Source organism: Aeromonas sp. 603404 (assembly GCF_049171775.1).
Lineage (GTDB): Bacteria > Pseudomonadota > Gammaproteobacteria > Enterobacterales > Aeromonadaceae > Aeromonas > Aeromonas veronii_A.
In genome coordinates this window covers 79,791-101,874 of the sequence record NZ_JAAKPE010000002.1, presented here as the reverse complement: position 1 = coordinate 101,874, position 22,084 = coordinate 79,791, and the positions used below count along the sequence as shown (strand labels likewise).

At 54.7% G+C, this 22,084-nt stretch carries 25 protein-coding genes; all 25 read right to left on the bottom strand.

Going from position 1 to position 22,084, the window contains the following annotated elements; genetic code table 11:
* Position 1: 1 nt before the first annotated feature.
* Positions 2 to 742, bottom strand: coding sequence for a heme ABC transporter permease (locus G5306_RS04380; protein WP_216951796.1), 741 nt, complete (start codon positions 740 to 742; stop codon positions 2 to 4).
* A gap of 171 nt (positions 743 to 913) precedes the next feature.
* Positions 914 to 1,582, bottom strand: a complete 669-nt coding sequence (ccmB, locus tag G5306_RS04375; RefSeq protein WP_216951797.1) for a heme exporter protein CcmB — start codon at positions 1,580 to 1,582, stop codon at positions 914 to 916.
* A gap of 5 nt (positions 1,583 to 1,587) precedes the next feature.
* Positions 1,588 to 2,223: a cytochrome c biogenesis heme-transporting ATPase CcmA gene (gene ccmA, locus G5306_RS04370; protein ID WP_216951798.1), complete on the bottom strand. Its 636-nt coding sequence runs from the start codon at positions 2,221 to 2,223 to the stop codon at positions 1,588 to 1,590.
* 293 nt (positions 2,224 to 2,516) lie between these two features.
* Complete coding sequence (locus tag G5306_RS04365; RefSeq protein ID WP_168769852.1) at positions 2,517 to 2,894, bottom strand: DUF2802 domain-containing protein; 378 nt, start codon at positions 2,892 to 2,894, stop codon at positions 2,517 to 2,519.
* A 28-nt stretch (positions 2,895 to 2,922) separates the two neighbouring features.
* The gene (locus G5306_RS04360; protein WP_005343991.1) at positions 2,923 to 3,411 is read right to left on the bottom strand and encodes a chemotaxis protein CheW; all 489 of its coding nucleotides are present in this window, start codon (positions 3,409 to 3,411) and stop codon (positions 2,923 to 2,925) included.
* 69 nt (positions 3,412 to 3,480) lie between these two features.
* Positions 3,481 to 4,353, bottom strand: coding sequence for a chemotaxis protein CheW (locus tag G5306_RS04355; RefSeq protein WP_421231262.1), 873 nt, complete (start codon positions 4,351 to 4,353; stop codon positions 3,481 to 3,483).
* Positions 4,350 to 5,144, bottom strand: a complete 795-nt coding sequence (locus G5306_RS04350) for a ParA family protein (RefSeq protein WP_005334696.1) — start codon at positions 5,142 to 5,144, stop codon at positions 4,350 to 4,352. Before G5306_RS04350 ends, G5306_RS04355 begins: the two co-directional genes overlap by 4 nt.
* A 4-nt stretch (positions 5,145 to 5,148) precedes the next feature.
* Positions 5,149 to 6,069 (bottom strand): flagellar motor protein MotB, encoded by a 921-nt coding sequence (locus G5306_RS04345; RefSeq protein ID WP_216951800.1) that lies wholly within the window; start codon positions 6,067 to 6,069, stop codon positions 5,149 to 5,151.
* Positions 6,070 to 6,071: 2 nt separating this feature from the next.
* The gene (locus tag G5306_RS04340) at positions 6,072 to 6,809 is read right to left on the bottom strand and encodes a flagellar motor protein (RefSeq protein WP_227341082.1); all 738 of its coding nucleotides are present in this window, start codon (positions 6,807 to 6,809) and stop codon (positions 6,072 to 6,074) included.
* 2 nt (positions 6,810 to 6,811) lie between these two features.
* Positions 6,812 to 7,927: a protein-glutamate methylesterase/protein-glutamine glutaminase gene (locus G5306_RS04335; protein WP_227341083.1), complete on the bottom strand. Its 1,116-nt coding sequence runs from the start codon at positions 7,925 to 7,927 to the stop codon at positions 6,812 to 6,814.
* Between the two features lie 32 nt (positions 7,928 to 7,959).
* Complete coding sequence (locus G5306_RS04330; RefSeq protein ID WP_216951802.1) at positions 7,960 to 10,188, bottom strand: chemotaxis protein CheA; 2,229 nt, start codon at positions 10,186 to 10,188, stop codon at positions 7,960 to 7,962.
* An 11-nt stretch (positions 10,189 to 10,199) separates the two neighbouring features.
* Positions 10,200 to 10,940 carry a protein phosphatase CheZ gene (locus tag G5306_RS04325; protein ID WP_216951803.1) on the bottom strand — a complete coding sequence of 247 codons (741 nt, stop codon included), beginning with the start codon at positions 10,938 to 10,940 and terminating at the stop codon, positions 10,200 to 10,202.
* Between the two features lie 12 nt (positions 10,941 to 10,952).
* Complete coding sequence (gene cheY / locus G5306_RS04320; RefSeq protein ID WP_041234108.1) at positions 10,953 to 11,336, bottom strand: chemotaxis response regulator CheY; 384 nt, start codon at positions 11,334 to 11,336, stop codon at positions 10,953 to 10,955.
* Positions 11,337 to 11,447: 111 nt separating this feature from the next.
* Positions 11,448 to 12,167, bottom strand: coding sequence for an RNA polymerase sigma factor FliA (locus G5306_RS04315; protein WP_216951804.1), 720 nt, complete (start codon positions 12,165 to 12,167; stop codon positions 11,448 to 11,450).
* The gene (locus G5306_RS04310) at positions 12,160 to 13,002 is read right to left on the bottom strand and encodes a MinD/ParA family protein (RefSeq protein WP_408082997.1); all 843 of its coding nucleotides are present in this window, start codon (positions 13,000 to 13,002) and stop codon (positions 12,160 to 12,162) included. The genes G5306_RS04315 and G5306_RS04310 overlap by 8 nt, the downstream gene beginning before the upstream one ends.
* Positions 13,003 to 13,036: 34 nt before the next feature.
* Complete coding sequence (gene flhF / locus G5306_RS04305) at positions 13,037 to 14,461, bottom strand: flagellar biosynthesis protein FlhF (protein WP_421209531.1); 1,425 nt, start codon at positions 14,459 to 14,461, stop codon at positions 13,037 to 13,039.
* A 16-nt stretch (positions 14,462 to 14,477) separates the two neighbouring features.
* The gene (gene flhA, locus G5306_RS04300) at positions 14,478 to 16,583 is read right to left on the bottom strand and encodes a flagellar biosynthesis protein FlhA (protein WP_421312452.1); all 2,106 of its coding nucleotides are present in this window, start codon (positions 16,581 to 16,583) and stop codon (positions 14,478 to 14,480) included.
* 107 nt (positions 16,584 to 16,690) lie between these two features.
* On the bottom strand, positions 16,691 to 17,821 hold the full coding sequence (gene flhB / locus G5306_RS04295) for a flagellar biosynthesis protein FlhB (RefSeq protein ID WP_216951807.1): 1,131 nt from the start codon (positions 17,819 to 17,821) through the stop codon (positions 16,691 to 16,693).
* A complete protein-coding gene (gene fliR, locus G5306_RS04290; RefSeq protein ID WP_216951808.1) occupies positions 17,814 to 18,611 on the bottom strand; it encodes a flagellar biosynthetic protein FliR in 798 nt (265 codons plus the stop codon). The genes flhB and fliR overlap by 8 nt, the downstream gene beginning before the upstream one ends.
* On the bottom strand, positions 18,608 to 18,877 hold the full coding sequence (gene fliQ, locus G5306_RS04285) for a flagellar biosynthesis protein FliQ (RefSeq protein ID WP_005334727.1): 270 nt from the start codon (positions 18,875 to 18,877) through the stop codon (positions 18,608 to 18,610). The genes fliR and fliQ overlap by 4 nt, the downstream gene beginning before the upstream one ends.
* Before the next feature lie 25 nt (positions 18,878 to 18,902).
* On the bottom strand, positions 18,903 to 19,676 hold the full coding sequence (gene fliP, locus G5306_RS04280; protein ID WP_216951809.1) for a flagellar type III secretion system pore protein FliP: 774 nt from the start codon (positions 19,674 to 19,676) through the stop codon (positions 18,903 to 18,905).
* Positions 19,663 to 20,043 carry a flagellar biosynthetic protein FliO gene (gene fliO, locus G5306_RS04275; RefSeq protein WP_216951810.1) on the bottom strand — a complete coding sequence of 127 codons (381 nt, stop codon included), beginning with the start codon at positions 20,041 to 20,043 and terminating at the stop codon, positions 19,663 to 19,665. The genes fliP and fliO overlap by 14 nt, the downstream gene beginning before the upstream one ends.
* Complete coding sequence (fliN, locus tag G5306_RS04270; protein WP_005343964.1) at positions 20,040 to 20,432, bottom strand: flagellar motor switch protein FliN; 393 nt, start codon at positions 20,430 to 20,432, stop codon at positions 20,040 to 20,042. The genes fliO and fliN overlap by 4 nt, the downstream gene beginning before the upstream one ends.
* Positions 20,433 to 20,481: 49 nt before the next feature.
* Positions 20,482 to 21,552 carry a flagellar motor switch protein FliM gene (gene fliM / locus G5306_RS04265; RefSeq protein WP_123172597.1) on the bottom strand — a complete coding sequence of 357 codons (1,071 nt, stop codon included), beginning with the start codon at positions 21,550 to 21,552 and terminating at the stop codon, positions 20,482 to 20,484.
* A 7-nt stretch (positions 21,553 to 21,559) separates the two neighbouring features.
* Positions 21,560 to 22,075, bottom strand: coding sequence for a flagellar basal body-associated protein FliL (fliL, locus tag G5306_RS04260; protein WP_227341088.1), 516 nt, complete (start codon positions 22,073 to 22,075; stop codon positions 21,560 to 21,562).
* Positions 22,076 to 22,084 lie beyond the last annotated feature (9 nt).

The following is a 22,084-nucleotide window of genomic DNA, read 5'->3' as shown; positions in this document are numbered from 1 at the left end:
CTTACTTCTCCTGTTCGGCAATCTCTTGAACCCAGGGACGATGCCACTCCCGCATCAAGAGCTCGTTTCGAAAACGCATCAGGGTAAGGGCCCCGAGAAAGGCAACAAACGCCAAGATCATGATGAGCAGTGGCCAAAGCATCTCGGGAGAGATGGAGGGTTTGTCAAACTTGGTGATAGTGGCCCCCTGGTGCAAGGTGTTCCACCACTCCACCGAGTAGTGAATGATGGGGAGGTTGATCACCCCCACCAGTGCCAGAATGCCGGCAGCACGGCCAGCAACCACCTTGTCACTGAAGGCGTTGTAGAGGGCAATCACGCCGAGATAGAGAAACAGCAGGATCAGCTCAGAGGTGAGCCGTGCATCCCACACCCACCAGGTTCCCCACATGGGCTTGCCCCAGGCGGCACCGGTAAACAGTGCAATAAAAGTGAACACAGCGCCGACAGGTGCGATAGCCGCCACCGTCATGTCCGCCATCCGCAGTTGCCATACCAGCCCGATAAAGGCGGCAACTGCCATGGTGGAGTAGGCCCCCATCGAAAGAATGGCGGAAGGAACATGGATATAGATGATCCGGAAAGAGTCACCCTGCTGATAATCGGCGGGTGCAAAAGCCAGTCCCCAGACAGTGCCGATGATGAACGATAGCAGACTTATCACAGCAAACCAGGGCAACAGGGTCCCAGCCAGCCGATAGGCCCGTTCGGGTTTAGCGTAAGGGTGCAACCATTTCCACATAACTCACAAACCTTTTTGTTATTAATTGTTTGGCGAGGCCTAACATACTGACCTCGGGATAACATCAAATACCTCGAAAGCAATAAGCGGCAATCCGCTTGATCCATCGCAACTTTATTTCTGGAAAAGAATGCTCCATGCGAAACCATGTTGCGTTCTACCAATAGATCATCAGTTAAGACTGACCCTCAATGCGGCCGAAACGGCCAACGGCGTCAGCGTCAGGGCACCAACCAGCATGGCGGCCAGAATGGCAAGCTGTCCGCCATAGGGCAAGCCCATCCCCGCCGCATCAATTGCAGAGGTGGCAAAAATCAGTACCGGAATATAGAGCGGCAGGATAAGTAGACTGAGCAGCACTCCGCCCTTGCGCAACCCGACCGTCAGGGCAACCCCGACTGCACCGAGCAGGCTCAGCACCGGTGTGCCGAGTGCCAGAGTGGCGACTACCGCCAGATAACTGTTCATATCCAGCGATAGCAAAATTGCCAGCAAGGGCGAAATCAGCAGCAACGGCAATCCAGTCAGTAACCAGTGAGCAATCACTTTGGCCAGCGCCAGCAACCCGAGTGAATGGGGCATCAACATGATCTGCTCCAACGAACCGTCGCCAAAGTCGTCGCGAAACAGTCGCTCCAGCGACAGCATGGCCGCCAGCAAGGCTGCCACCCAGATGATGCCGGGAGCAATGCGAGCCAACAACTTGGGCTCAGGGCCGATACCGAGTGGGAACAGGGTGATGACAATAAGGAAAAACCAGAGCGGGTTAAGAATATCTGCACGCTGGCGCAGGGCCATCAATAACTCGCGGTGGATCAAATACATGACGGCACGCAACATCGAAACTACTCCTGCAGCAAGGGCGTAAGCGAGAGTGTTTTCAGTCGACCCTGCATCAGCGTCATATCCTGATGAGTGGTGAGGATCACCATCCCCCCCCGCTCGGCATGAGCAAGAAACAACCTCTCCAGCACCTTGACCCCCTGCTTATCAATGGCGGTAAAAGGCTCATCCAGGATCCAGAGAGCCGGTTTGTCACTGAGCCAGAGCCTGGCCAGAGCCACCCGACGCTGTTGACCTGCCGAGAGCTGTCCGGTCGGGTTCTCTTCAAAACCGGCCAACCCAACCTGGGCAAGCACCTGCCACAAATCCACTGTCTGCCGGGATACATGATGCAGCTTCTGATAAAAGGCGAGATTTTCGAGCGGAGTCAAGGCAGCTTTGACCCCGGGCTGATGACCGAGATAGAGCAGATTGGCATGGTACTCATCACGGCAATGGCGAATATTTTCACCATTCCAGCACACTTCACCGGAAAACGGCTGAGACAGGCCAGTCAGCAGACGCAGCAGGCTGGTCTTGCCAACCCCGTTGGGACCTTCAATTTGCACCAGATCACCGGGAACTACCGCAAAGGAGAGATGTTCAAACAGAGTGCGATCTTCACGCACGCAGCTCAGATTGTTAACTTGAAGCAGCATGGAGATTTTTTCAGAGAAAATGAAGCGGCTTGCATCTTAACACAGTATTGGAATACGTCTTTTCCAAGATGCCCTTCATCCACTGTTTTTGTGGAGAAGATCGCGCACAAGGAAAAATAGGCGTGGAAAATGATGACAATCAAAGGCATCCAAATAGATCAAACTGGAAACCTCATAACAAACCAGTATTAGCAAATAACTATTCTTCTCGATCACTGTACATGGCGCTCCATGAAAGAGCGCCATACATGCAACAGAAAAAATTCAGGAAGGCAAGTTGCCTTCCTGAATCATCAAGAGCGGCCTTTTCGCAACGATATCAAGAGCTCGGCTTCTGCCTTTGGCAACTCGCACTCACTCATGACCTCATCAAGGTCGGCGCCCAGTTCGACCATCTTGGCCGCTCGACTGTAAAGCCGTCGCTCGGGATCCTGCATGGTCAATTCTTGCTGGCGTTCATTGACCTGCTGCATCGCCCCTTCTACCGACTGTAACCGCTGTCCCATGCCGATGGCGCCGGTATGAAGCTCCATCATCTGCTTGCGCAAGCTTTCCAACTGACCTTGCAGCGTTGCCACACTAGCCTCGGACTCCTGCTTGCTACGCTTGCTCTTGAACCAGATATAAGAGGCAAACGCCAAGGCAATCAGGGACAACCCCAAGGCAACCATCTCGATTATCAAAACATCACCTTACTTATCAGAGGGAACCGATATCTTCCCACTCTTCATCGGAGAGCAGCTTGTTCAAGTCAACCAGGATCAGCAGTTGCCCATCACGGTTGCTGACCCCCTGAATGAACTTGGCGCTCTCTTCGGTACCTACAGCTGGAGCAGCATCGATTTCGGAAGATTTCAGATATACCACTTCTGCCACGCTGTCGACCATGATGCCAATCACCTGCTTCTCGGCTTCGATGATCACAATCCGGGAATTTTCGCTCACATCGCCGGAAGGCAGACCGAAACGGGAACGGGTATCGATGACAGTCACCACATTGCCACGCAGGTTGATGATCCCCAGTACGTACTCAGGCGCACCCGGCACCGGTGCAATTTCGGTGTAGCGCAACACCTCCTGAACCTGCATCACATTGATGCCGTAGGTTTCGTTTTCCAGCTGGAAGGTTACCCATTGCAGCACTTCATCTTCGGCCAGATTCTGTGCGATATTGCGCTTTTCTGTCATGTTTTTATTCCTTTTATGAAAACGTCTACTGCTAAAACTAGCAATAAAACAGCTCGATTGCAGAAGTTATCAGCGACCTTCTATGTTAACCCCACGCTCCAGCAACAAGAGCAGTTCACGAACGTGTAACAGGGCACACATTTTTTCTTTGACCATGCCCGCCAACCAAGGGCGCTTGCCCTCCTGATGGCGCCATTTAACCTGGTCACGGTGTAACAATTCAGTCCCTTTGAGATGGTGGCAGGCTAATCCCCACGGCGATTCACCAAGCATAATCAGATACTTGTAATCATCCATCTCGAGATGCTGACCCGGCATGACCCACTGGGCGGTATCGACCACATTCATCTTCTGCTCGCGAGAGGTCATGATCCCCTTGTACCAGCCCGGCTGGCCAAACAGGGAGGTGATCTCGCCCAACTGGTGAATACCACCAAGCTCGGTCAACGGCACCGCAAACGTCACGCCCGCGACTTCAAAAAAGAGGGCCTGAAACTCTTTACCGGTATCGATATTCTCCCAAGTGACAGGTTCAGTGGCTTCTACCGGAGCAACCTCCAGCGCAGTTTCAGTCAAGATGGTGGTGTGGGGCTCTGCAACTTCGGGCAGCAGCACCTCCTCAGGCCATTCAGGCTCTACCGGCAACAATGACTCCTCGGCCACAATCTCCAATGGGGCCGTCAGTGTCACCTCCTGGGTGAAGGCATCATTTTCAAACTGAACTTGTCCCACCTGAGCCAACAGTTCGCCAAGCTGGGCAAGGCGTGGATCACTTTCCAAATAAGGTGCAGCAACCACCTCGGGGACGCTTTGGGGCTGACGTTGCAACTGTAAAACAGGGGCGGATTGAACGTCTTCCACCTCATCCAGCACCAGCGGCTCATCGAGCAGCAGGGAGTGGAAATAGTCATCCATCGCCCGTACTTGAATGGTATCTCTCATGCCGTCACCTCATGAACCCGTTGCCGCTCAAGGGCATCAAGATGGTTGAGCAGCGTCTCATAGGCATAGGTTCCACGACTCCCGGGAGAATAGATAGACGGGGGGATATGCAGCAAGCTGGCATCCCGAAACTTGGTATCAATAGGGATCACCGCATTCCACACTGAATCTCCATATTGATCCTTGATCGACTTCAAGGTCATCAGAGAGGCACGGGTGCGCTTGTCGAACATAGTCGGGATCACGGTATAACGGAATTTGTCACGCTTGGAACGCTGCATGATCTCGAATGTCTTCATCATCCGCTCCAATCCTTTGAGAGCGAGAAACTCGGTCTGAACCGGCACAAGAATACGATCGCAGGCAGCCAGCGCATTGACCATCATCACCCCAAGCACAGGCGGGCAGTCGATCAGCACATAATCATATTGATCCTGAATGCGCAGCAGCGCCCGCTTCAGCACCAGCCCCATTCCCTCACGATTTCCCATTACCCGATCAAGAGTCGCCAGGGTAATAGATGCGGGTAGTAAATTGATATTCTCGAACTTGGTCTTGAGCGTCAGTTTATTGACAAGCTCGGCTGTCGGTTTGACAGCTTGAAACAACTCATAGAGGGTTCCATCCAGACGATCTGAATCAAAATCAAGATATGCAGTCAGCGAGGCGTGAGGATCGGTGTCAATCAACAGCACTCGCTGACCACGCTGGGCCAGGATCCCGGCAAGCGAGACCACTGTGGTGGTTTTACCCACACCACCTTTCTGGTTGGCAACCGTCCAAACAATCACTGTATCAATCCTGCCTTGTTGTTATACGTATGCCGCCACCGGGCAAAGAGATAACCTTTATCTCTCCAGCATCCACCGCCTGCTGCACCACAGGAACCGGTTCGGCAACCACCGGGGGCTTTACCGCCACAGGAGCTGGCGGCACCCAGGCGAATTTGGAAATTGCGACCACAACCTTGCGATTTTGCAGCCGGCCTTGCTCAGTGCTGTTATCGGCAAAAGGGGAAAACTCGCCATATGCCTCAAAGGCCAGACGCTGGGGTGCGATGCCATCAGCAATCAAGCCATTGAGCACCGCTTCGGCCCTCGCAGCAGAAAGCGCCCAATTAGAACGATAAATTTCATTATTTATCTGTTGGTTATCTGTATATCCTCGGACCCTTATATAGTTATCGACCGGTTTGAGAATACTTGAAAGAGTATTGATTACCGGTGCAGCATTCGGTCCCATAAAGGCGCTGCCACTGCCAAACAGCAGACCTGAACTGAGTTCCACAGTCAGCCAGTTCTCGTCTTGCGTCATTTTGACTATCCCGGCATCCACCAGTGACCCCATGCTCTCTTGCAACTGCATATCAAGTTTGGCAAGTGTCGTGCCATCTTGCAGCACAGGGACACCAGAAATGGGGGCAAGTGAAGGAGAGGGGGACGTTGCGCTTTCCAGCAACGAGGGGGAGGCAGAAACAGCATTCTCCAACAGTGAATTGCCCTGCCCCTCCAGCAGACCATCACTGCGAGACTGCATGACACTGAACGCCTGACTCATGCCATCTATCACCGCACGATATTTGTCCTTGTTCACCAGCGCAACAGAGTAGAGCACCACAAACAGAGCAAATATCAGCGTCATGTAATCGGCATAGGAGACCAGCCAACGGTCAAGGTGTTCACGCCCCTGCAAGTGCAAACGATAGCGCTTGCGCATGGCTACTCTCCTTTCAAATAGGCCCTGAGCCGACGTTCAACCTGTAAACCATTCTCACCATGGGCAATGGCTAACAGCCCTTCCAGGGTCATCTCCTGAAACAGTGCATAGTGATAGTGAAACGCTCGCAACCGGTTGGCTATCGGTAGATAGATCAGGTTGGCAAACCCGACACCATAGATGGTTGCCACAAATGCCACTGCGATGCCAGCCCCCAGAGCAGATGGCTCTTCAAGATGAAACATGGCCTGGATAAGGCCCAAGACAGCGCCGATAATCCCGATAGTCGGACTATATCCCCCCATGGCTTCGAACACCCGGGCCGCATGTTCATTACGCTCCTGCTCGATATCGATATCGGCTTCGAGCAACATGCGAATATCCTCCGTGGAGACACCATCGACAATCATGTTCAACCCTTGGCGGGTAAAATGGTCCTCCTCCTGCTCAGCCTGATTTTCGAGGGCCAGCAGCCCCTGCTGGCGTGCAAAGGCAGCCCAGGATTGTAGCCGTTCAGCCTGGGCAGAGAGATCCTGCCGTGGCGGATTGAAAATCCATAGACACTGGCGCAATGCCAGCAAAACAAACTTGGCAGGGGTCTGCAATGTAACGGCACCAACTGTACCGCCAAGAACAATGAGAAAAGCAGGCCCGTCCAACAACGTCAACAGGGAGCCACCATGCCACAGCTGGGCAATAGCAATAGCCCCCAGTGCGAGGAGCAGACCGAGCAAGCCCATGATTAGCGCCCCAACTCAACCAGAATACGCTGGGCCACCTTGTCCAGAGGAAGTGATTCACTGGCAATACCTGCCTTTGCAACCGCTTGAGGCATGCCATATACCACGCAGGAAGCCTCATCCTGAGCCCAGATTGTAGAGCCCTGCTCTTTCAGCAGTCTGGCACCATCACGGCCATCAGCCCCCATACCGGTTAGCACAATCGCCAATACCTTGTCGGCATAGGTCTTGGCAGCAGAGGCAAAGGTAATGTCCACGCAAGGCTTGTAATTTACCTTGTCGTTGCCATCAACGATGCGAATACGGGCGCCTGCACCACGACCCTCCAACAGCATCTGCTTGCCACCGGGGGCCAGGTAGGCATGGCCCGGTTTGAGGACGTCTCCATCCTCGGCCTCCTTGACACCTATCTGGCATAACCCGTTTAGACGGGCAGCAAAAGCTGCGGTGAAGGTGGCAGGCATATGCTGGATAAGCAATATTGGGTGAGGAAAATCCCCTGGCAACTTGGTCAGCACATTTTGCAAGGCTACCGGGCCGCCGGTAGAAGTCCCGATCGCCACCAATTGATAACTCTTGCCACTTCGCTTGAATGAGGCACTTGGCACAGTGCGTTGCAGGTCAGGCTGACGCTCTGAAGATCTGGGCGCAGTGCTACCCAGCGGAGCACGAGCAACCGGTTCAGGTGCTTTGGGGCGAGCAGCGGATGTCATCAGGAAGCGCTTGCGGGAGATCTCCTTCACCCGTTGTTGCAACAGTCTGACCGCTTCGTCCTTGTCTCTGGCAATGTCTTCAAATTTTTTGGGCAAGAAGTCAAGAGCACCGGCGTCCAGTGCATCCAGCGTTGCCTTGGCGCCTTCATGAGTCAGGGAGGAGAACATCAGAATGGGAGTTGGACACTTGGCCATGATCTCCCGCACTGCACTGATGCCATCCATCACGGGCATCTCGATGTCCATGGTGATCACATCAGGGCGCAGCGACATGGCCTTGTCTACGGCTTCACGCCCATTCTGAGCAGTATCTATCACCGTCAGCATGGGATCCTGATTGATTATCTCGCTCACCCGGCGGCGAAAGAAGCTCGAATCGTCGACAACTAATACCTTGACTGCCATTGTTATTTTTCTAACTCCTTGGGCCTGAGCGATTAATGTCTACGCGCATATGCTTTGAGCAGACTCGGTACATCCAGAATAAGGGCAATACCGCCATCGCTGGTAATGGTTGCACCAGCCATCCCCGGGGTGCCTTGCAGCAGATTATCGAGCGGCTTGATCACCACCTCTTCTTGACCAATCAAGCTGTCGACCACAAACCCGATTTGCTGAGTGCCAATCTGCACGATCACCACATGCCCGGTATCCTGACGTGAGCGCTTGTTGGTACCACGGATCAACCACTTGTGTAGATAAAAGAGGGGAATCGCCTTATCACGCACAATGATGGTGAGCTGACCATCGACCATATTGGCCTTTTTCAGATCCAGATGGAAAATCTCGTTCACACAACCAAGGGGAAGAGCGAAGGTCTGCTCACCCACTTCAACCATCAGGGTCGGCAGAATGGCTAGCGTCAACGGAACCTTGATTTCGAGACGGGTGCCTTTCCCCCAGGTAGAATCGATGTGCACTGACCCATTGAGGCTGACAATACTGGTTTTAACCACGTCCATTCCGACACCACGGCCAGAGATATCGGAGATCTCGGACTTGGTCGAAAATCCGGGGGCAAAGATCAGGTTATAGGCATCGTTATCACTCATGCGCGCGGCAGTATCTGCATCCAGCACACCGCGGCTGATGGCAATAGACTTGAGTTTTTCCGGGTCCATCCCGGCGCCATCATCCTCAATGCAAAGCAGGATATGATCGCCTTGCTGGGAGGCGCTAAGGGTGATCGTCCCTTGCCGCGGCTTGCCCGCTTTCTCTCGCACATCCGGCATTTCGACCCCGTGATCGCAGGAGTTGCGAACAAGGTGAACAAGAGGATCGGCGAGCGCCTCCACCAGGTTTTTGTCGAGGTCGGTCTCTTCCCCAACCATCACCAGCTCAATCTCTTTTTTGAGGGTTCTGGCCAGATCACGCACCACGCGCGGGAAACGACCAAATACCTTCTTGATTGGCTGCATGCGGGTTTTCATCACCGCACCTTGCAGGTCAGCCGTTACCACATCCAGATTGGCAACCGCCTTTGACATCTCTTCATCATTACTGGCAATACCCAGACTCACCAGCCGGTTACGAACCAGTACCAACTCACCTACCATGTTCATAATGACATCAAGGGTCTTGGTATCCACCCGCACCGTCGTATCGCTTTGCACTGCACTGTTTTCGGCAGGAGCTGGCGTAGCCTTGGCGGCAGGCGCTGATGCCTTGGCTGCTTCGGCAGGTTTTGCGGGGTCAGCCTGTACAGGTTTGGCTACAGGTGTTGTCGGTTTGGGCGCAGTCACCGCGGCAGGTGCGGCAGGTGCGGCAGGTGCGGCAGGTGCGGCAGGTGCGGCAGGTGCGGCAGGTGCGGCAGGTGCGGCAGGTGCCATACTACTCTGAGGACCTTGGCCACGACCATGCAATTCATCAAGCAGGCGTTCAAACTCATCATCATCGATAAGCTCGTCCACCTCTTTTTGCACCGACTTCAGAGGATTCACCTCTGGCGCCCCCATGTGCTGTCCCTGACCATGGAGTTGATCCAGCAAGGCCTCAAACTCATCATCGGTTATATCGCCAGATTCGCCAGCAACAGTCGCTCCTGCCGCACTCTTGGTTGGTGTGCCCCCCACGCCATGCAGCTCATCCAGCAGACGCTCGAATTCATCAGCTGAAATCTCGTCTATGGATCCGCCCCCGTTAACAGGAGCAGGATCGCTGGCCTGGTTTATCGGTTCAACAACCTCGGGGTCGGAGACAACCTCAACAACAGGAGTGACAGCCTCCTGCTCCATGGCAATAGCGCCACTTGTCGCGGTTCGGAGTTGCTCTTCTCCTTCAGGCTTGCACAACTCGTGGAGGTCATGGAGCAGATCATCAGACGCAGGACTTGGCGCTTCACGGTTTTGTACTTGGGCGAACATGACGTTTATGGCGTCCAGCGCTTGCAGGATCACGTCCATCAGTTCGGCAGTCACGGTTCGCTTGCCATTACGCAAGATATCAAATACGTTTTCAGCGCCGTGGCATACGTCAACCAACTCCCCCAAAGACAGGAAACCGGCACCACCTTTTACGGTATGGAAACCGCGAAAGATGGCATTTAACAGATTCTTGTCATCAGGCCGCTTTTCCAAGTCGACCAGTTGCTCAGACAACTGTTCCAATATTTCGGATGCTTCGACCAGAAAGTCTTGCAGTATGTCTTCATCAACTTCGAAGGCCATGCGTCACTCCATTAGAATCCCAAGCTAGACAGCAGATCGTCCACATCATCCTGACCATTGACTACATCGGCACGCGCCTCTGGATTCATGATTGGGCCTTCGGCTTCAATCCCGTTCACAGGGAGAGTACGAGTTGAATGCTCAGCTGCAGCCTCACCAAACATAGTCAGCATTTCTATTAATTTTGTTTCAACTTCCTGAACCAGTTTTATGACCTTGCGGATCATCTGGCCTGTCAAATCCTGAAAGTCTTGTGCCATCAGAATTTCTGTCAGCAGTTGTCGTAACTTATCGGCATCTGACTCAGAAGCCTTAATGAAATCATCAAGTTGATGGCATAAGGACTTAAACTGCCCCACGCTCATATCTCTGGACATCAGTGCATTCCAGTTGGGCATCACCAGCTGGATATTATCATTCAGGCGATCCGCTATTGGCAGACTGGCCTCTACCGCATCCATGGTGCGATTAGCAGCCTTGTCGGTCATATCTATGACGTAATTGAGGCGCTCCCTCGCATCGGGAATGTCATGGGTGGCCAAATCGGGAATTCGGGGGTCGAGACGAAATTCTTGAAGTGAGTTATGCAGTTGTCGGGTCAGCTGACCAACTTTTTCAAACAGATCGGCTGCGTTGGGGGCACATACATTGGCAAGCAGTTCATCGGCCAGCTCGAATTCACCTTGCTCCAGATGAGCAACAAGCATCCTTGCCTGGTCGAGCGAAATCATTGCTTTCGTTTTGGCCATCATCCCTGCTGCTCCTTAGCCAAGGCGTTCAAAAATTTTGTCGAGTTTTTCTTTGAGCGTTGCTGCAGTGAAAGGCTTGACGATATAACCGTTAACGCCGGCTTGCGCGGCTTCGATGATCTGCTCGCGTTTGGCTTCTGCCGTCACCATCAGTACCGGCAGATGCTTGAGCTTTTCATCGACACGAATGGCTTTCAGCAGGTCGATACCTTGCATGCCTGGCATGTTCCAGTCGGTAACCACAAACTGGAAATCACCATTTTTCAGCATCGGCAATGCTGTGTTGCCGTCATCCGCTTCATGGGTATTGTTGAACCCAAGGTCGCGAAGCAAGTTCTTGATAATCCGGCGCATCGTTGAAAAATCGTCAACAATGAGGATTTTCATGTTCTTGTCCAAAATTCCCTCCTCAATAGCCACCTCAGTGGCTCACTTACATGATGCTAAAAACGGGTTGTGTCATGCGGATTATGCCTTAGAGTTTCATCTCAGTGTAGCCAGTACAAACACTTATAGATGCCAATCTCTCAAACGAGCGCGTAGTCTGTGCATTGCCTGACTATGTATCTGACTCACGCGCGACTCACTCACATTCAAAACCTCGCCAATTTCACGTAAATTCAGCTCTTCATCGTAGTAAAGAGAGAGAACCAGGGCTTCTCTCTCCGGTAAGCGACCAATTTGCTCCGACAGTTGAATTTGAAATCGTTCTGTGGCCAGTTCATCAAACCCCGAGCCTGACGGAGCTTCATCAGGGTTACCGATCACATCCTCACTGACCCCCAGATCCTCGATACCGATGATCTTGCCACAGGAGACATCCTGCAGCATGACATGATAATCAGCGAGAGAGACCCCCATTTGCGCTGCGACTTCCGCGTCGCGAGCATCCCGTCCATTGGCTTGCTCCACATTTTCGATCGCTTCGGCAATCGCTCTGCTGTTTCGATGCACGGAACGGGGCACCCAATCACCACGCCGGATCTCATCCAGCATGGCACCACGGATACGGATCCCGGCATAGGTCTCGAAACTGGCTCCCTTGCTACCATCAAAGTTCCGTGACGCTTCGAGCAGCCCAATCATACCTGCCTGTATCAGGTCATCCAGCAAGACACTGCTTGGCAGGCGAGCCAGCAAATGCTGGGCAATCCGCTTGACCAGTGGAGCATGGCGCTCTACCAGCAGATAGGAATCCTGATGACGCAAGTACGCTTGGGCTTTATTCACGGGAACCTTCCTGTGTGGTGGCCTGAGTCTGCAACAGATTCTCCAGGAAAAACTCCAGATGACCGCCAGGCTGGTTTGGTACCGGCCAGCTAGCTGCTTTGTTGGCCAATGCGCGGAAAGCCAAAGCCGCCGGCGACTTGGGAAACGCCTCGACAATCAGTTTCTGCTTGCGCACGGCTGCACGCAGATTGGTGTCATAAGGCACGCAGGCAACCAGTTCCAGTGACGTATCGAGGAAACGATCGGTTACCCGGGTCAGCTTGGCAAAAAGCTCCTGCCCTTCACGCAGGCTGCGCACCATATTTGCCACTACCTTGAAGCGAAATACACCGTGCTCTTTGGAGAGGATCTTGATGAGGGCATAGGCATCGGTAATGGAAGTCGGCTCGTCACACACAACCACCATGATGTCCTGCGCAGCACGGGTGAAACTCAACACCATGTCCGAGATCCCCGCCGCCGTATCCACCATCAGAATATCGACCTGGGTCTTCATCTCGCTGAAGGCGCGGATCAGTCCGGCATGTTGTACCGGTGAAAGCTCGACCATGGACTGGGTCCCCGAGGTTGCAGGCACAATCATCATGCCATACGGTCCCTCAACGATAATGTCGTCGATAGTGCACTCACCTGCCAGCACGTGAGAGAGATTGCGATGAACCCGCAGCCCCAGCATGACGTCGACGTTGGCCAGACCAAGGTCAGCATCCAGCACCATTACCCGTTTGCCTTGGGCCGCCATGGCTCCCGCCACATTCAGGGTCACGTTGGTCTTGCCCACGCCACCTTTACCACCGGAAACGGCGATCACTTTTACTCGATTGTTTTGACGCATTTTGCGCAGACCACTCGCCTGATCCATATACATGTTACTCATAAAACTCCGAATCTTCGGTCTCGCCAAAGCCTGTGCCCCAGAAATAGGGCTCTTCTGTTTCTCGCTCCAGCGAGCCCATGGCCGCGCCGACAAGCTGCGCCGCATTGGCAACCTGAATATCTTCCGGAACCCGCTGCCCATCCGTGATGTAACTGATAGGCAAGGCATTCTGGATACACACGTTAATTACTTCGCCCAGATTCAGACTCTCATCCAACTTTGTAAGTATGCAGCCGCTCAAGGGAATGCGCCGGAAATGGTCAACCGCTTCCTGCATTACCCGACGCTGGGAGGTTGCCGACATCACCAGATAGCTGCGGATCCTCACCTTGGCATTCTTGACCAGGGTATCGAGCTGCTCGGTCAGCCGGATATCCCGCTGCCCCACGCCTGCCGTATCGATCAATACCAGCCGACGGTGGCGGAACTGATAGAGGGCATTGGCCAGCTCTTCGGCATCACGCACCTGCCGCACCGGACAGCCCATGATCCGGCCATAAGTCTGTAATTGCTCATGAGCACCGATCCGGTAGTTGTCAGTGGTGATAAGGGCCACCTGCTCGGCACCATACTTCATGGCAAAACGGGCGGCTAATTTGGCGATGGTGGTGGTCTTGCCCACCCCGGTCGGCCCCAGCAGGGCAACGGCGCCCCCCTGACGTAAAATCTCGTCCTCGCTGATCTTGAGCTGAGCCGTCAACACTTCCGCCAACTGGGCCATCGCCTGATGGATGGGCATGTCTTCAGGGATCAGCCCCGCCAGTTGATCGGCAAACGCATCGTCAAAGCCCATCTTTTTGAGCTCCTTGATCAGCAGAGCCCGCATCGGCTCACGTCGCTCAACTTCCTGCCACATCAGACCGGAGATCTGGTGCTCCAGCAATTTGCGGATACTGGCCATCTCCTTGCGCATCCCCTCCATCTCCTGATCCCGCTGAGCAGGTTGAGAAGAACGCTGGGCGGAGGCAACCCGGGCTTTGGGCTTGACAGGTTCCGGGGCGGCGCCCCATTGCCCCTGCTCGGCCAATGTTCTGGGCGCTGCATTGGCAGCGGCCAGACCGGCCGATTGGGTATTGCCCATTGGCGCCCCATTGCCCGGCTTGAGCTTCTGCTGGCGCGCCAGCAAGGCTGCCAGGGTATCGGCATAATGTTCGTTCTGTTCCTGAACCTTTGTGGGCTCGGGGCGGGTCATCTGCCGAGCAGCAGACGAAATATTGACACTCTCATCGTTCAGCTGACGGCGAACCGGCGCATCTTTGGGCCCCGGAACCTGGGATTGATAATCGACTGCGGCGACTATCTCTACCCCTCCGGTGACCTTCTTGTTGGACATGATGACAGCGTCAGGCCCGAGCGTCTCCTTGACCTCGGCCAGAGCCGTTCGCATGTCCTTGGCAAAAAACCGCTTAATCTTCACCCATCGTCTCCGCTAACTAGTTCTGCCCTACCGCACTGACGATGCGGATCTGCTTGTCGTCGGGCACTTCCTGATAAGACAGAACACGCAACCCAGGAATGGCATTCTTGACAAATTTTGCCAGGGTATTGCGCAAGATCCCCGATGTCAGAAGCACGGCCGGTTGGCCTTCCAATTCTTGTCGTTGAGTGGCTTCCACCAGCGAGCGCTGCATTCGCTCCGCCAGACCCGGCTCAATACCGGCACCATCACCTCCACCCGCCTGCAGGGATTGATGCAATATACGTTCCAATTCAGGTGCCAATGTTATCACCGGTAGCTCTGGGTCTGGGCCGGCAATCTCCTGCACAATCAGACGACGCAGGGCAATCCGGCAAGCCGCGGTGAGCACTTCCGGATCCGGACTGCGCGGCGCGTATTCAACCAGGGTCTGCAGGATAGTGCGCATATCGCGGATTGGCACCCCTTCATTGAGCAAATTCTGCAATACCTTCACAAGGTTACCCATGCTGATCACTTCCGGCACCAGCCCTTCGACCAGCTTGCTCTGGTGTTTGCCAATCATGTCGAGCAGTTGTTGTACCTCGTCATGGCCGAGCAACAGTGAGGCATGGTTGGTCAAGATCTGACTCAAATGGGTGGCAACTACGGTCGCAGTATCCACCACTGTATACCCCAGGGTCTGCGCCTGTGACACCTGCTCCTTGGCTACCCACACTGCTTCAAGTCCAAACGCGGGATCCCGGGTAGCAATCCCCTGAATTTGGCCGAATACCTGCCCCGGGTTGATGGCCATCTCTTTATCATGGTAGACGCTGGCCTCGCCGGTACTGACTCCCATCAAGGTGATGCGATATTGATTTGGTGCCAGATCCAGGTTGTCGCGGATGTGGACGGCAGGCACCAGAAAGCCCAGTTCTTGCGAGAGTTTCTTGCGCACCCCTTTGATCCGGTTGAGCAGTTCGCCCCCCTGATTGCGATCCACCAGCGGGATTAGCTGGTAACCCACTTCCAGCCCGATGATGTCTACCGGCATCACATCGTCCCAGCTCAACTCTTTCTGTTCATGCGATGGCTGGTCAGTACTGGTCGGCATCAACTCGCCGCTGGATGCTTTGGCTACCGCCAGCTTCTCGCGGCGCAGCAGCCACCAGGCTCCAGCGGCAGCGATCGCCCCCAGACTCAGGAAGGCGAAGTGCGGCATCCCCGGCACCAGTCCCATCATCAGCAGGATACCGGCAGAGATGATCAAGGCCTTGGGATTGTCGAACAGTTGGCCCAATACCGCCGTGCCCATATCCTGATCGGTATTCTGACGGGTCACTATGATGGCGGCGGCGATAGAGAGCAACAGGGAGGGGATCTGCGCCACCAGACCGTCACCTATCGCCAGCAGGGTATAGATCTCGGCAGACTCCCTGAAGGTAAGATGATGCTGCATCATCCCGATGATAAAGCCGCCGATGATGTTGATGAAGAGGATCATGATGCCCGCAATGGCATCCCCTTTGACGAACTTGGAAGCACCATCCATAGAGCCATAGAAGTCCGCTTCCTGGGTCACATCCTGGCGACGCTTCTTCGCCTCTTCCTGGTTGATGAGGCCGGCATTCAAATCGGCATCGATGGCCATCTGTTTGCCCGGCATCGCATCCAGAGTAAAACGGGCGCTCACTTCCGCGATCCGCCCGGCCCCCTTGGTGATAACCACAAAGTTGATGATCATCAGGATAGTAAAGACGATGATGCCTACTGCATAGTTACCGCCGATCACCACATTACCGAATGCCTCGATCACATGGCCTGCCGCTGCACTGCCATTGTGACCTTCCAGCAACACCACTCGGGTCGAGGCCACGTTCAATGCCAACCGCAGCAAGGTGGCCAGCAGCAATACGGTCGGGAAAGCAGCAAATTCGAGGGGGCGCCGGGTATAGACGGATACCAGCAGCACCACGATAGAGAGCGCAATGTTGAAGGAGAAGAGCACATCCAGCATCAGTGGCGGGATGGGCAACACCACCATGCCGAGCGCGGCCAATACCAGCAGAGGGGTACCAAGGCCTTTGCTCAATACTCCCCGAGACTGTTTTAACTGGCCCAATACTGCCTTGAATTCCATCGCTCTTCTCAATGTCAACCTGCTGGTGCCAGATTAAAGCAAACATTAAGCCAACAATGCAACACATTGAAATGCAATGAATTTATTTTGACAACGTCAGAACTTTGTCATTTGCGATATTCGGTCGGAATGGGCAGATCTTTAGCCAGCGGCTGAGGACGGCGCCCCTGGCCACGGCGGAATTTCTTGAGCTGGAAGACATAGGCCAGAACCTGGGCAACCGCCGCAAACAACCCTTCCGGGATCTCGTGGCCCAACTCGGTAGAGTGGTAGATAGCCCGGGTCAAGGCCGGTGACGGCATGATGGGTATCTCGTATTCTCTAGCTATCTCCCTGATCTTCATTGCAATTTCATCAGTTCCCTTGGCCAAGACCTTGGGCGCAGCACCGGGTTTGCCCGCATCATACTTGAGCGCTACCGAGTAGTGAGTCGGGTTGGTGATCACCACATCAGCCTTGGGTACATCCCCCATCATCCGGCGCATCGCCATCTGCATCTGCAACTGGCGGATCTTGCCCTTTACCTCGGGTTTACCCTCGCTATCCTTGAACTCGTCCTTCACCTCCTGCTTGGTCATCTTGAGCTGACGCATATGGTTCCATTTTTGGAACGGCACATCGATGGCCACAATAGGCAACAGGGCACAGCAAAGAATGATCAGCATCCACAAAAAAAGGTCGAGGGCATCTATAATCCCACCGGGGAATCCCTCCATGGAGAGGTTGAGCAGATGATCAAACTGGCTGGAGAGCATCCACCAGGCAAACAGGGTGATGAACACCACCTTGGCGATGGACTTGACCAGCTCAATCAGTGACTGCACCCCAAACATCCGCTTGAACCCGCTGATGGGGCTCATCTTGCTGAATTTCGGCATCATTGCTTCAGTGGAGAAGTTCATCCCCCCCATCAGGATATTGCCGATAAAAGCTGCAATAGCGACCAGAGCGAATAGCAATCCGAGCGGAAACACCAGTTCCCCCAGCAGCGCCGGCACCATGGCAACCATGGCATTGGGATCGAAAGCCTGCTCTCTGTTCAGCGTGAAGCCCATGGTCACCACCTTGAGCATGGCGTTCGCCAGGTAACCCTTGATAAACAGCAGGCCAAATACGGCTGACAACAGCACACTGGCTGTTCCCAGCTCCTTTGAACGTGCAATCTGCCCTTTTTCACGGGCCTGTTGCAGTCGTTTGCCCGTGGGTTGTTCGGTACGTTCCTGGTCGGTATCAGCCATTGACACCTCCGAAACATTGGGTGTCAATCAGCTCGCAACTGACCTCCTGCACCCGCTCCCACAAGGTGTCGAAATGGCCGAGGAACCCGCCGATCGTAAGCCAGAGGATAAGCAAACCCGACATCATGCTGACGGCAAAACCGATACTGAAAATATTGAGCTGGGGGGCTGCCCGGGTCATCACGCCAAAAGCGAAGTTGATGAGCAACAGCGCCACGATGGCAGAGAGGGCCATCACCAGCGAGGCCTGATACATGACCCCCAGGAACGCGCTCAGGGTTTGCATAGAAGAGAGTGACAGACCGCTATCGGAGATGGGTAGCGTCTCAAAACTGAGGATAACCAGGCGTAGCATCACCAGATGACCATCAAGCGCCAGAAATACCAGAGTCGCCAGCATCAGATAAAACTGACCGACCACAGGGGCCGACTGGCCATTCATCGGATCCACCAGGGTGGCAAAACCCAGACTGGTTTGCATGGCTATCACCTGCCCCGCCATCACGAAGCTTTCCATCAGAAACTGGGTCATCAACCCCAGCGCAATACCGATCAGCAGCTGCTGGCCCAAGACCAGAAAACTGCCGGCAGAGAAGAGCTCCACTGGGGGCATGGGAGGGAGCAGAGGAGCAACCAGAAACGTCACGGCTACCGCCAGCCCCAACCTGATCCGAGCGGCGACCAGCCGGCTGCCAAATACCGCCATCACCATGAAAAGGCTGCTTATTCTAGCCAGTGGCCAGAGAATGGACGACAACCACTCCATGATCAGAGCGGTGGTATAGGTCACCCCACCACCTCGGGAATTTGATTGACCATCAGGATGAAGAAGTCCATCAGACTCTGCATTCCCCAGTGAGCACCAATCCCTAGGGCCAAAAGGGTCACGATGAGACGGGGCAGAAAGCTCAAGGTCTGTTCGTTGATGGAGGTGGCGGCCTGAAAGATGGCTACCACCAACCCGATAGCAAGGCTGGGCAGGATCACGGCGCTGACCATGATATTGACCAGCCAGAGCGCCTCACGAAATACATCGACAAAGGTTTCTGGACTCATGTTCGGGCTCCTTGCATGGGACCGGTTAACCGGCACCCAGTCCGAAACTGTTGGCCAGCGAACCCAGGATCAGGTTCCAGCCATCCACCATCACAAACAGCATCAGTTTGAAAGGCAACGAGACGATCATCGGCGAGAGCATCATCATCCCCATCGCCATCAAGATACTGGCGACCACCAGATCGATGACCAGAAACGGCAAGAACAGCATAAAGCCAATCTGGAAGGCTGTTTTCAGTTCGCTGGTGACAAAGGCCGGGATCAGCACCCGCAGCGGCACATCGGCAGGCTTCTCCACCTGCACGTTGGCGATCTCCATAAAAGTATTGAGATCCTTGATCCGGGTCTGGGCCAGCATGAACTGGTGGATGGGCAATTCAGCCCGTTCCAGCGCCTCCTTGGCCTCAATGGTTTCGGCCAGATAGGGCTGCAGTGCCTCGTCATTTATGCGATCCAGCACAGGCGACATGATGAAGAACGACATGAACAGGGCGATGCCGATCAACACCTGATTGGAGGGGCTCTGTTGCAGACCGATCGCCTGACGCAAGATACCCAACACTATGATGATACGGGTAAACGAGGTCATCATGATGACCATTGCCGGCAGGAATGAAAGTGCCGTCATCAACGCCAGCACCTGCAGGGTCAGGCTGTACTCCTGAGAGCCATCCCCCATGGTCTTGACGGTCACTGCCGACATGCCGTCCTGCGCCAACGCAGGCCAGGCGCAAAACAGCGAAATCAACAGGCTGGCCAGCAATCCGCTTTGCCACAACAAGCCGTTAGTTTTTTTCATGTTTGCCCATCAACTTACCCAGCTGCTGGGAAAATGCCTGCGGCTGCTGTTCGTCCAGCGGCTCCTCCAGCCGATAGAGAAAGTTGACCTGCTGCGGCGTTACGCCGACCAGCAGCTGCTGCTCACCCACCTTGACCACCAGCAACTTCTCCTTGTAGCCCACAGGCAGCGTAGCAATCACTCTCATCTGCCCGCCCCCCATGGCGGTGGCAATTTTGCTCTTCTTGAGCAAGAAACCCAGCACCAGAATAAGCCCGATCACCATCAGGCTGGAGAGCAGCCAGGAACTCAGGCTGGGAGGGTTGGCGGCCCCCCCCACCTCGGCAAACACCGGCAATGGCAGCCACAACAGCAGCAGACGCATCATTTGAGTTTCTTAATCCGTTCAATCTGGCTGATGACGTCGGTCAGGCGAATACCGAACTTGTCGTTCACCACCACCACCTCGCCGTGAGCGATCAGGGTACCGTTAACCAGCACGTCGAGGGGCTCGCCCGCCACCCTATCCAGCTCCACGACCGAGCCCTGGTTGAGCTGCAGCAGGTTACGAATGCTAATCTGGCTGCGACCGACCTCCATCGAGATGGTGACCGGAATATCCAGAATGGTGTCAAGCTTACGCCGCTCCTCGGCACTGATAGGGGCATCGTCCTTGAGCTCTTCCAGCGGGGCCGGTTTGGCTTCCGCCGTCACCTGCTCCTCCAGAGCCGCAGCCCAGGCATCAGCCATCAGATCCTCTTCCTCAGTTCCGCTCATTTTGTTTCCTTATGCTACTTCGTGACCGTTTACCGTAATAAACCGTCAATTATCGCTGTTGATCTTCGATACTGCGCTCGAGCTCTTCCAGCTCGGCCTCGCCATCAATTCGTACCCCGCCCCGGGTCACCAGATGCATCTCCGTCTTGACCCCTTCCGGACGTTTGAGCTTGTCGGTGATCTTGAGCGCCACATTATCCTTGGTGCGGCCCATCTTGGCGTGGAAAGTAGGCAAGTCCTCGACAAAAACCAGCAGATTTTCCGGCATGTCGACCGGAATAATATCTCCCGGCTGCAGCTCCATCAGTTCACGCAGAGTGAGTTCGGTCTCCAGCAGTTTGGCCCTCAACTCGACCTTTACATCCATGATCTCGTCACGAAGTGCCTTGCTCCAGCGCACGTCTGTGTCACCCTTGTCACTCTGTACACCGGCATCGAGCAGTTCACGGATCGGCTCCAGCATGGAGTAGGGCATGGCCACGTGGAAATCGCCGCCGCCACCATCGAGTTCGATGTGAAACGAGCTCACCACAATCACTTCGGTCGGGCTGACGATGTTGGCCATCGCCGGGTTCACTTCAGAGTCGAGATACTCGAACCCTACGTCCATCACCGGCGCCCAGGCATCCTTGTAATCCTCAAACACCAGTTTGAGCAGCATCTGGATGATCCGTCGCTCGGTCGGCGTGAACTCGCGCCCCTCAATCTTGGCGTGGTAGCGCCCGTCACCACCGAAGAAGTTCTCCACCAGGATGAAAACCAGTCGTGCCTCCATGGTGATGAGTGCGGTTCCTTTCAATGGCCGGAAACGCACCATATTGAGGCTGGTCGGCACGAACAGGGTGTGAACATACTCACCAAACTTCAGCATCTGCACCCCGTTGATGGAGACCTCGGCGGTACGACGCATCATGTTGAACAGGCTGATCCGCATGTGGCGAGCAAAACGTTCGTTCACCAGCTCCAGGGTCGGCATCCGGCCACGGACGATGCGGTCCTGGGAGGAGAAGTCAAACTGGGCAACGCCGGGGTCTCCGGCGCCGCCTATCTCTTCCTCTTCGACATCATCGACACCGTGCAAGAGGGCATCAATTTCGTCCTGACTTAACAGATCGCTCACGCTTCACCTACTGCATTACAAAGCCGGTAAACAGCACTTGTTCGATAACGGGGGAAGAGACCAGGTCCTTAAGCACCCGACGGCACTCTTCCAGTGAATCCTTGCGCAGCTTCTCCTTGCCTTCAAAGGTCATCAGCTGTTCGGCACTGGCTGCACTGAACACCCGCAGCAAGGTGCCTTCAATCAGGGGTATATTCTGTTTGGCCAGCGTCTCGTCGGCGGTGCCGCGCACCATCAGCTGGATCTTGATCTGCACCAGTCGATCCCGCTGGGCTCCCGCGACGTTGAAGACAAAGGGACGCGGCATCCCGACATAAAGGGATGGCTGGGGTGCTTCCACCTTGGGTTTGGCCTCAGCACCCTCCGCCGCTTCGGCAGGGGGGGTATCCGAGCCGGACAGCATAAGCCAGGCGCCAGCTCCACCACCGCCCAGCAAAATGACCGCCAGGGCAATGATAATAATCAGCTTCTTTTTCTTGCCCGCCGCCGGGTCTTTTAGCGTCAATTCGTTATCGTCAGCCATCCCTTGTCC

Bases quoted from the DNA above. Each gene is read 5' to 3' on its own strand.
- G5306_RS04345 (WP_216951800.1), bottom strand. From the start codon at position 6,069: ATGCGCAAGCGCTATCGTTTGCACTTGCAGGGGCGTGAACACCTTGAC.
- fliP (WP_216951809.1), bottom strand. From the start codon at position 19,676: ATGAAAAAAACTAACGGCTTGTTGTGGCAAAGCGGATTGCTGGCCAGC.
- G5306_RS04380 (WP_216951796.1), bottom strand. From the start codon at position 742: ATGTGGAAATGGTTGCACCCTTACGCTAAACCCGAACGGGCCTATCGG.
- ccmA (WP_216951798.1), bottom strand. From the start codon at position 2,223: ATGCTGCTTCAAGTTAACAATCTGAGCTGCGTGCGTGAAGATCGCACT.
- G5306_RS04310 (WP_408082997.1), bottom strand. From the start codon at position 13,002: ATGCGTCAAAACAATCGAGTAAAAGTGATCGCCGTTTCCGGTGGTAAA.
- fliL (WP_227341088.1), bottom strand. From the start codon at position 22,075: ATGGCTGACGATAACGAATTGACGCTAAAAGACCCGGCGGCGGGCAAG.
- G5306_RS04365 (WP_168769852.1), bottom strand. From the start codon at position 2,894: ATGGTTGCCTTGGGGTTGTCCCTGATTGCCTTGGCGTTTGCCTCTTAT.
- flhB (WP_216951807.1), bottom strand. From the start codon at position 17,821: ATGGCTGATACCGACCAGGAACGTACCGAACAACCCACGGGCAAACGA.
- G5306_RS04360 (WP_005343991.1), bottom strand. From the start codon at position 3,411: ATGACAGAAAAGCGCAATATCGCACAGAATCTGGCCGAAGATGAAGTG.
- flhA (WP_421312452.1), bottom strand. From the start codon at position 16,583: ATGGAATTCAAGGCAGTATTGGGCCAGTTAAAACAGTCTCGGGGAGTA.
- G5306_RS04330 (WP_216951802.1), bottom strand. From the start codon at position 10,188: ATGGCCTTCGAAGTTGATGAAGACATACTGCAAGACTTTCTGGTCGAA.
- G5306_RS04355 (WP_421231262.1), bottom strand. From the start codon at position 4,353: ATGAGAGATACCATTCAAGTACGGGCGATGGATGACTATTTCCACTCC.
- G5306_RS04335 (WP_227341083.1), bottom strand. From the start codon at position 7,927: ATGGCAGTCAAGGTATTAGTTGTCGACGATTCGAGCTTCTTTCGCCGC.
- fliN (WP_005343964.1), bottom strand. From the start codon at position 20,432: ATGAGCGGAACTGAGGAAGAGGATCTGATGGCTGATGCCTGGGCTGCG.
- fliQ (WP_005334727.1), bottom strand. From the start codon at position 18,877: ATGAGTCCAGAAACCTTTGTCGATGTATTTCGTGAGGCGCTCTGGCTG.
- fliO (WP_216951810.1), bottom strand. From the start codon at position 20,043: ATGATGCGTCTGCTGCTGTTGTGGCTGCCATTGCCGGTGTTTGCCGAG.
- G5306_RS04325 (WP_216951803.1), bottom strand. From the start codon at position 10,940: ATGATGGCCAAAACGAAAGCAATGATTTCGCTCGACCAGGCAAGGATG.
- G5306_RS04340 (WP_227341082.1), bottom strand. From the start codon at position 6,809: ATGGGCTTGCTCGGTCTGCTCCTCGCACTGGGGGCTATTGCTATTGCC.
- ccmB (WP_216951797.1), bottom strand. From the start codon at position 1,582: ATGTTGCGTGCCGTCATGTATTTGATCCACCGCGAGTTATTGATGGCC.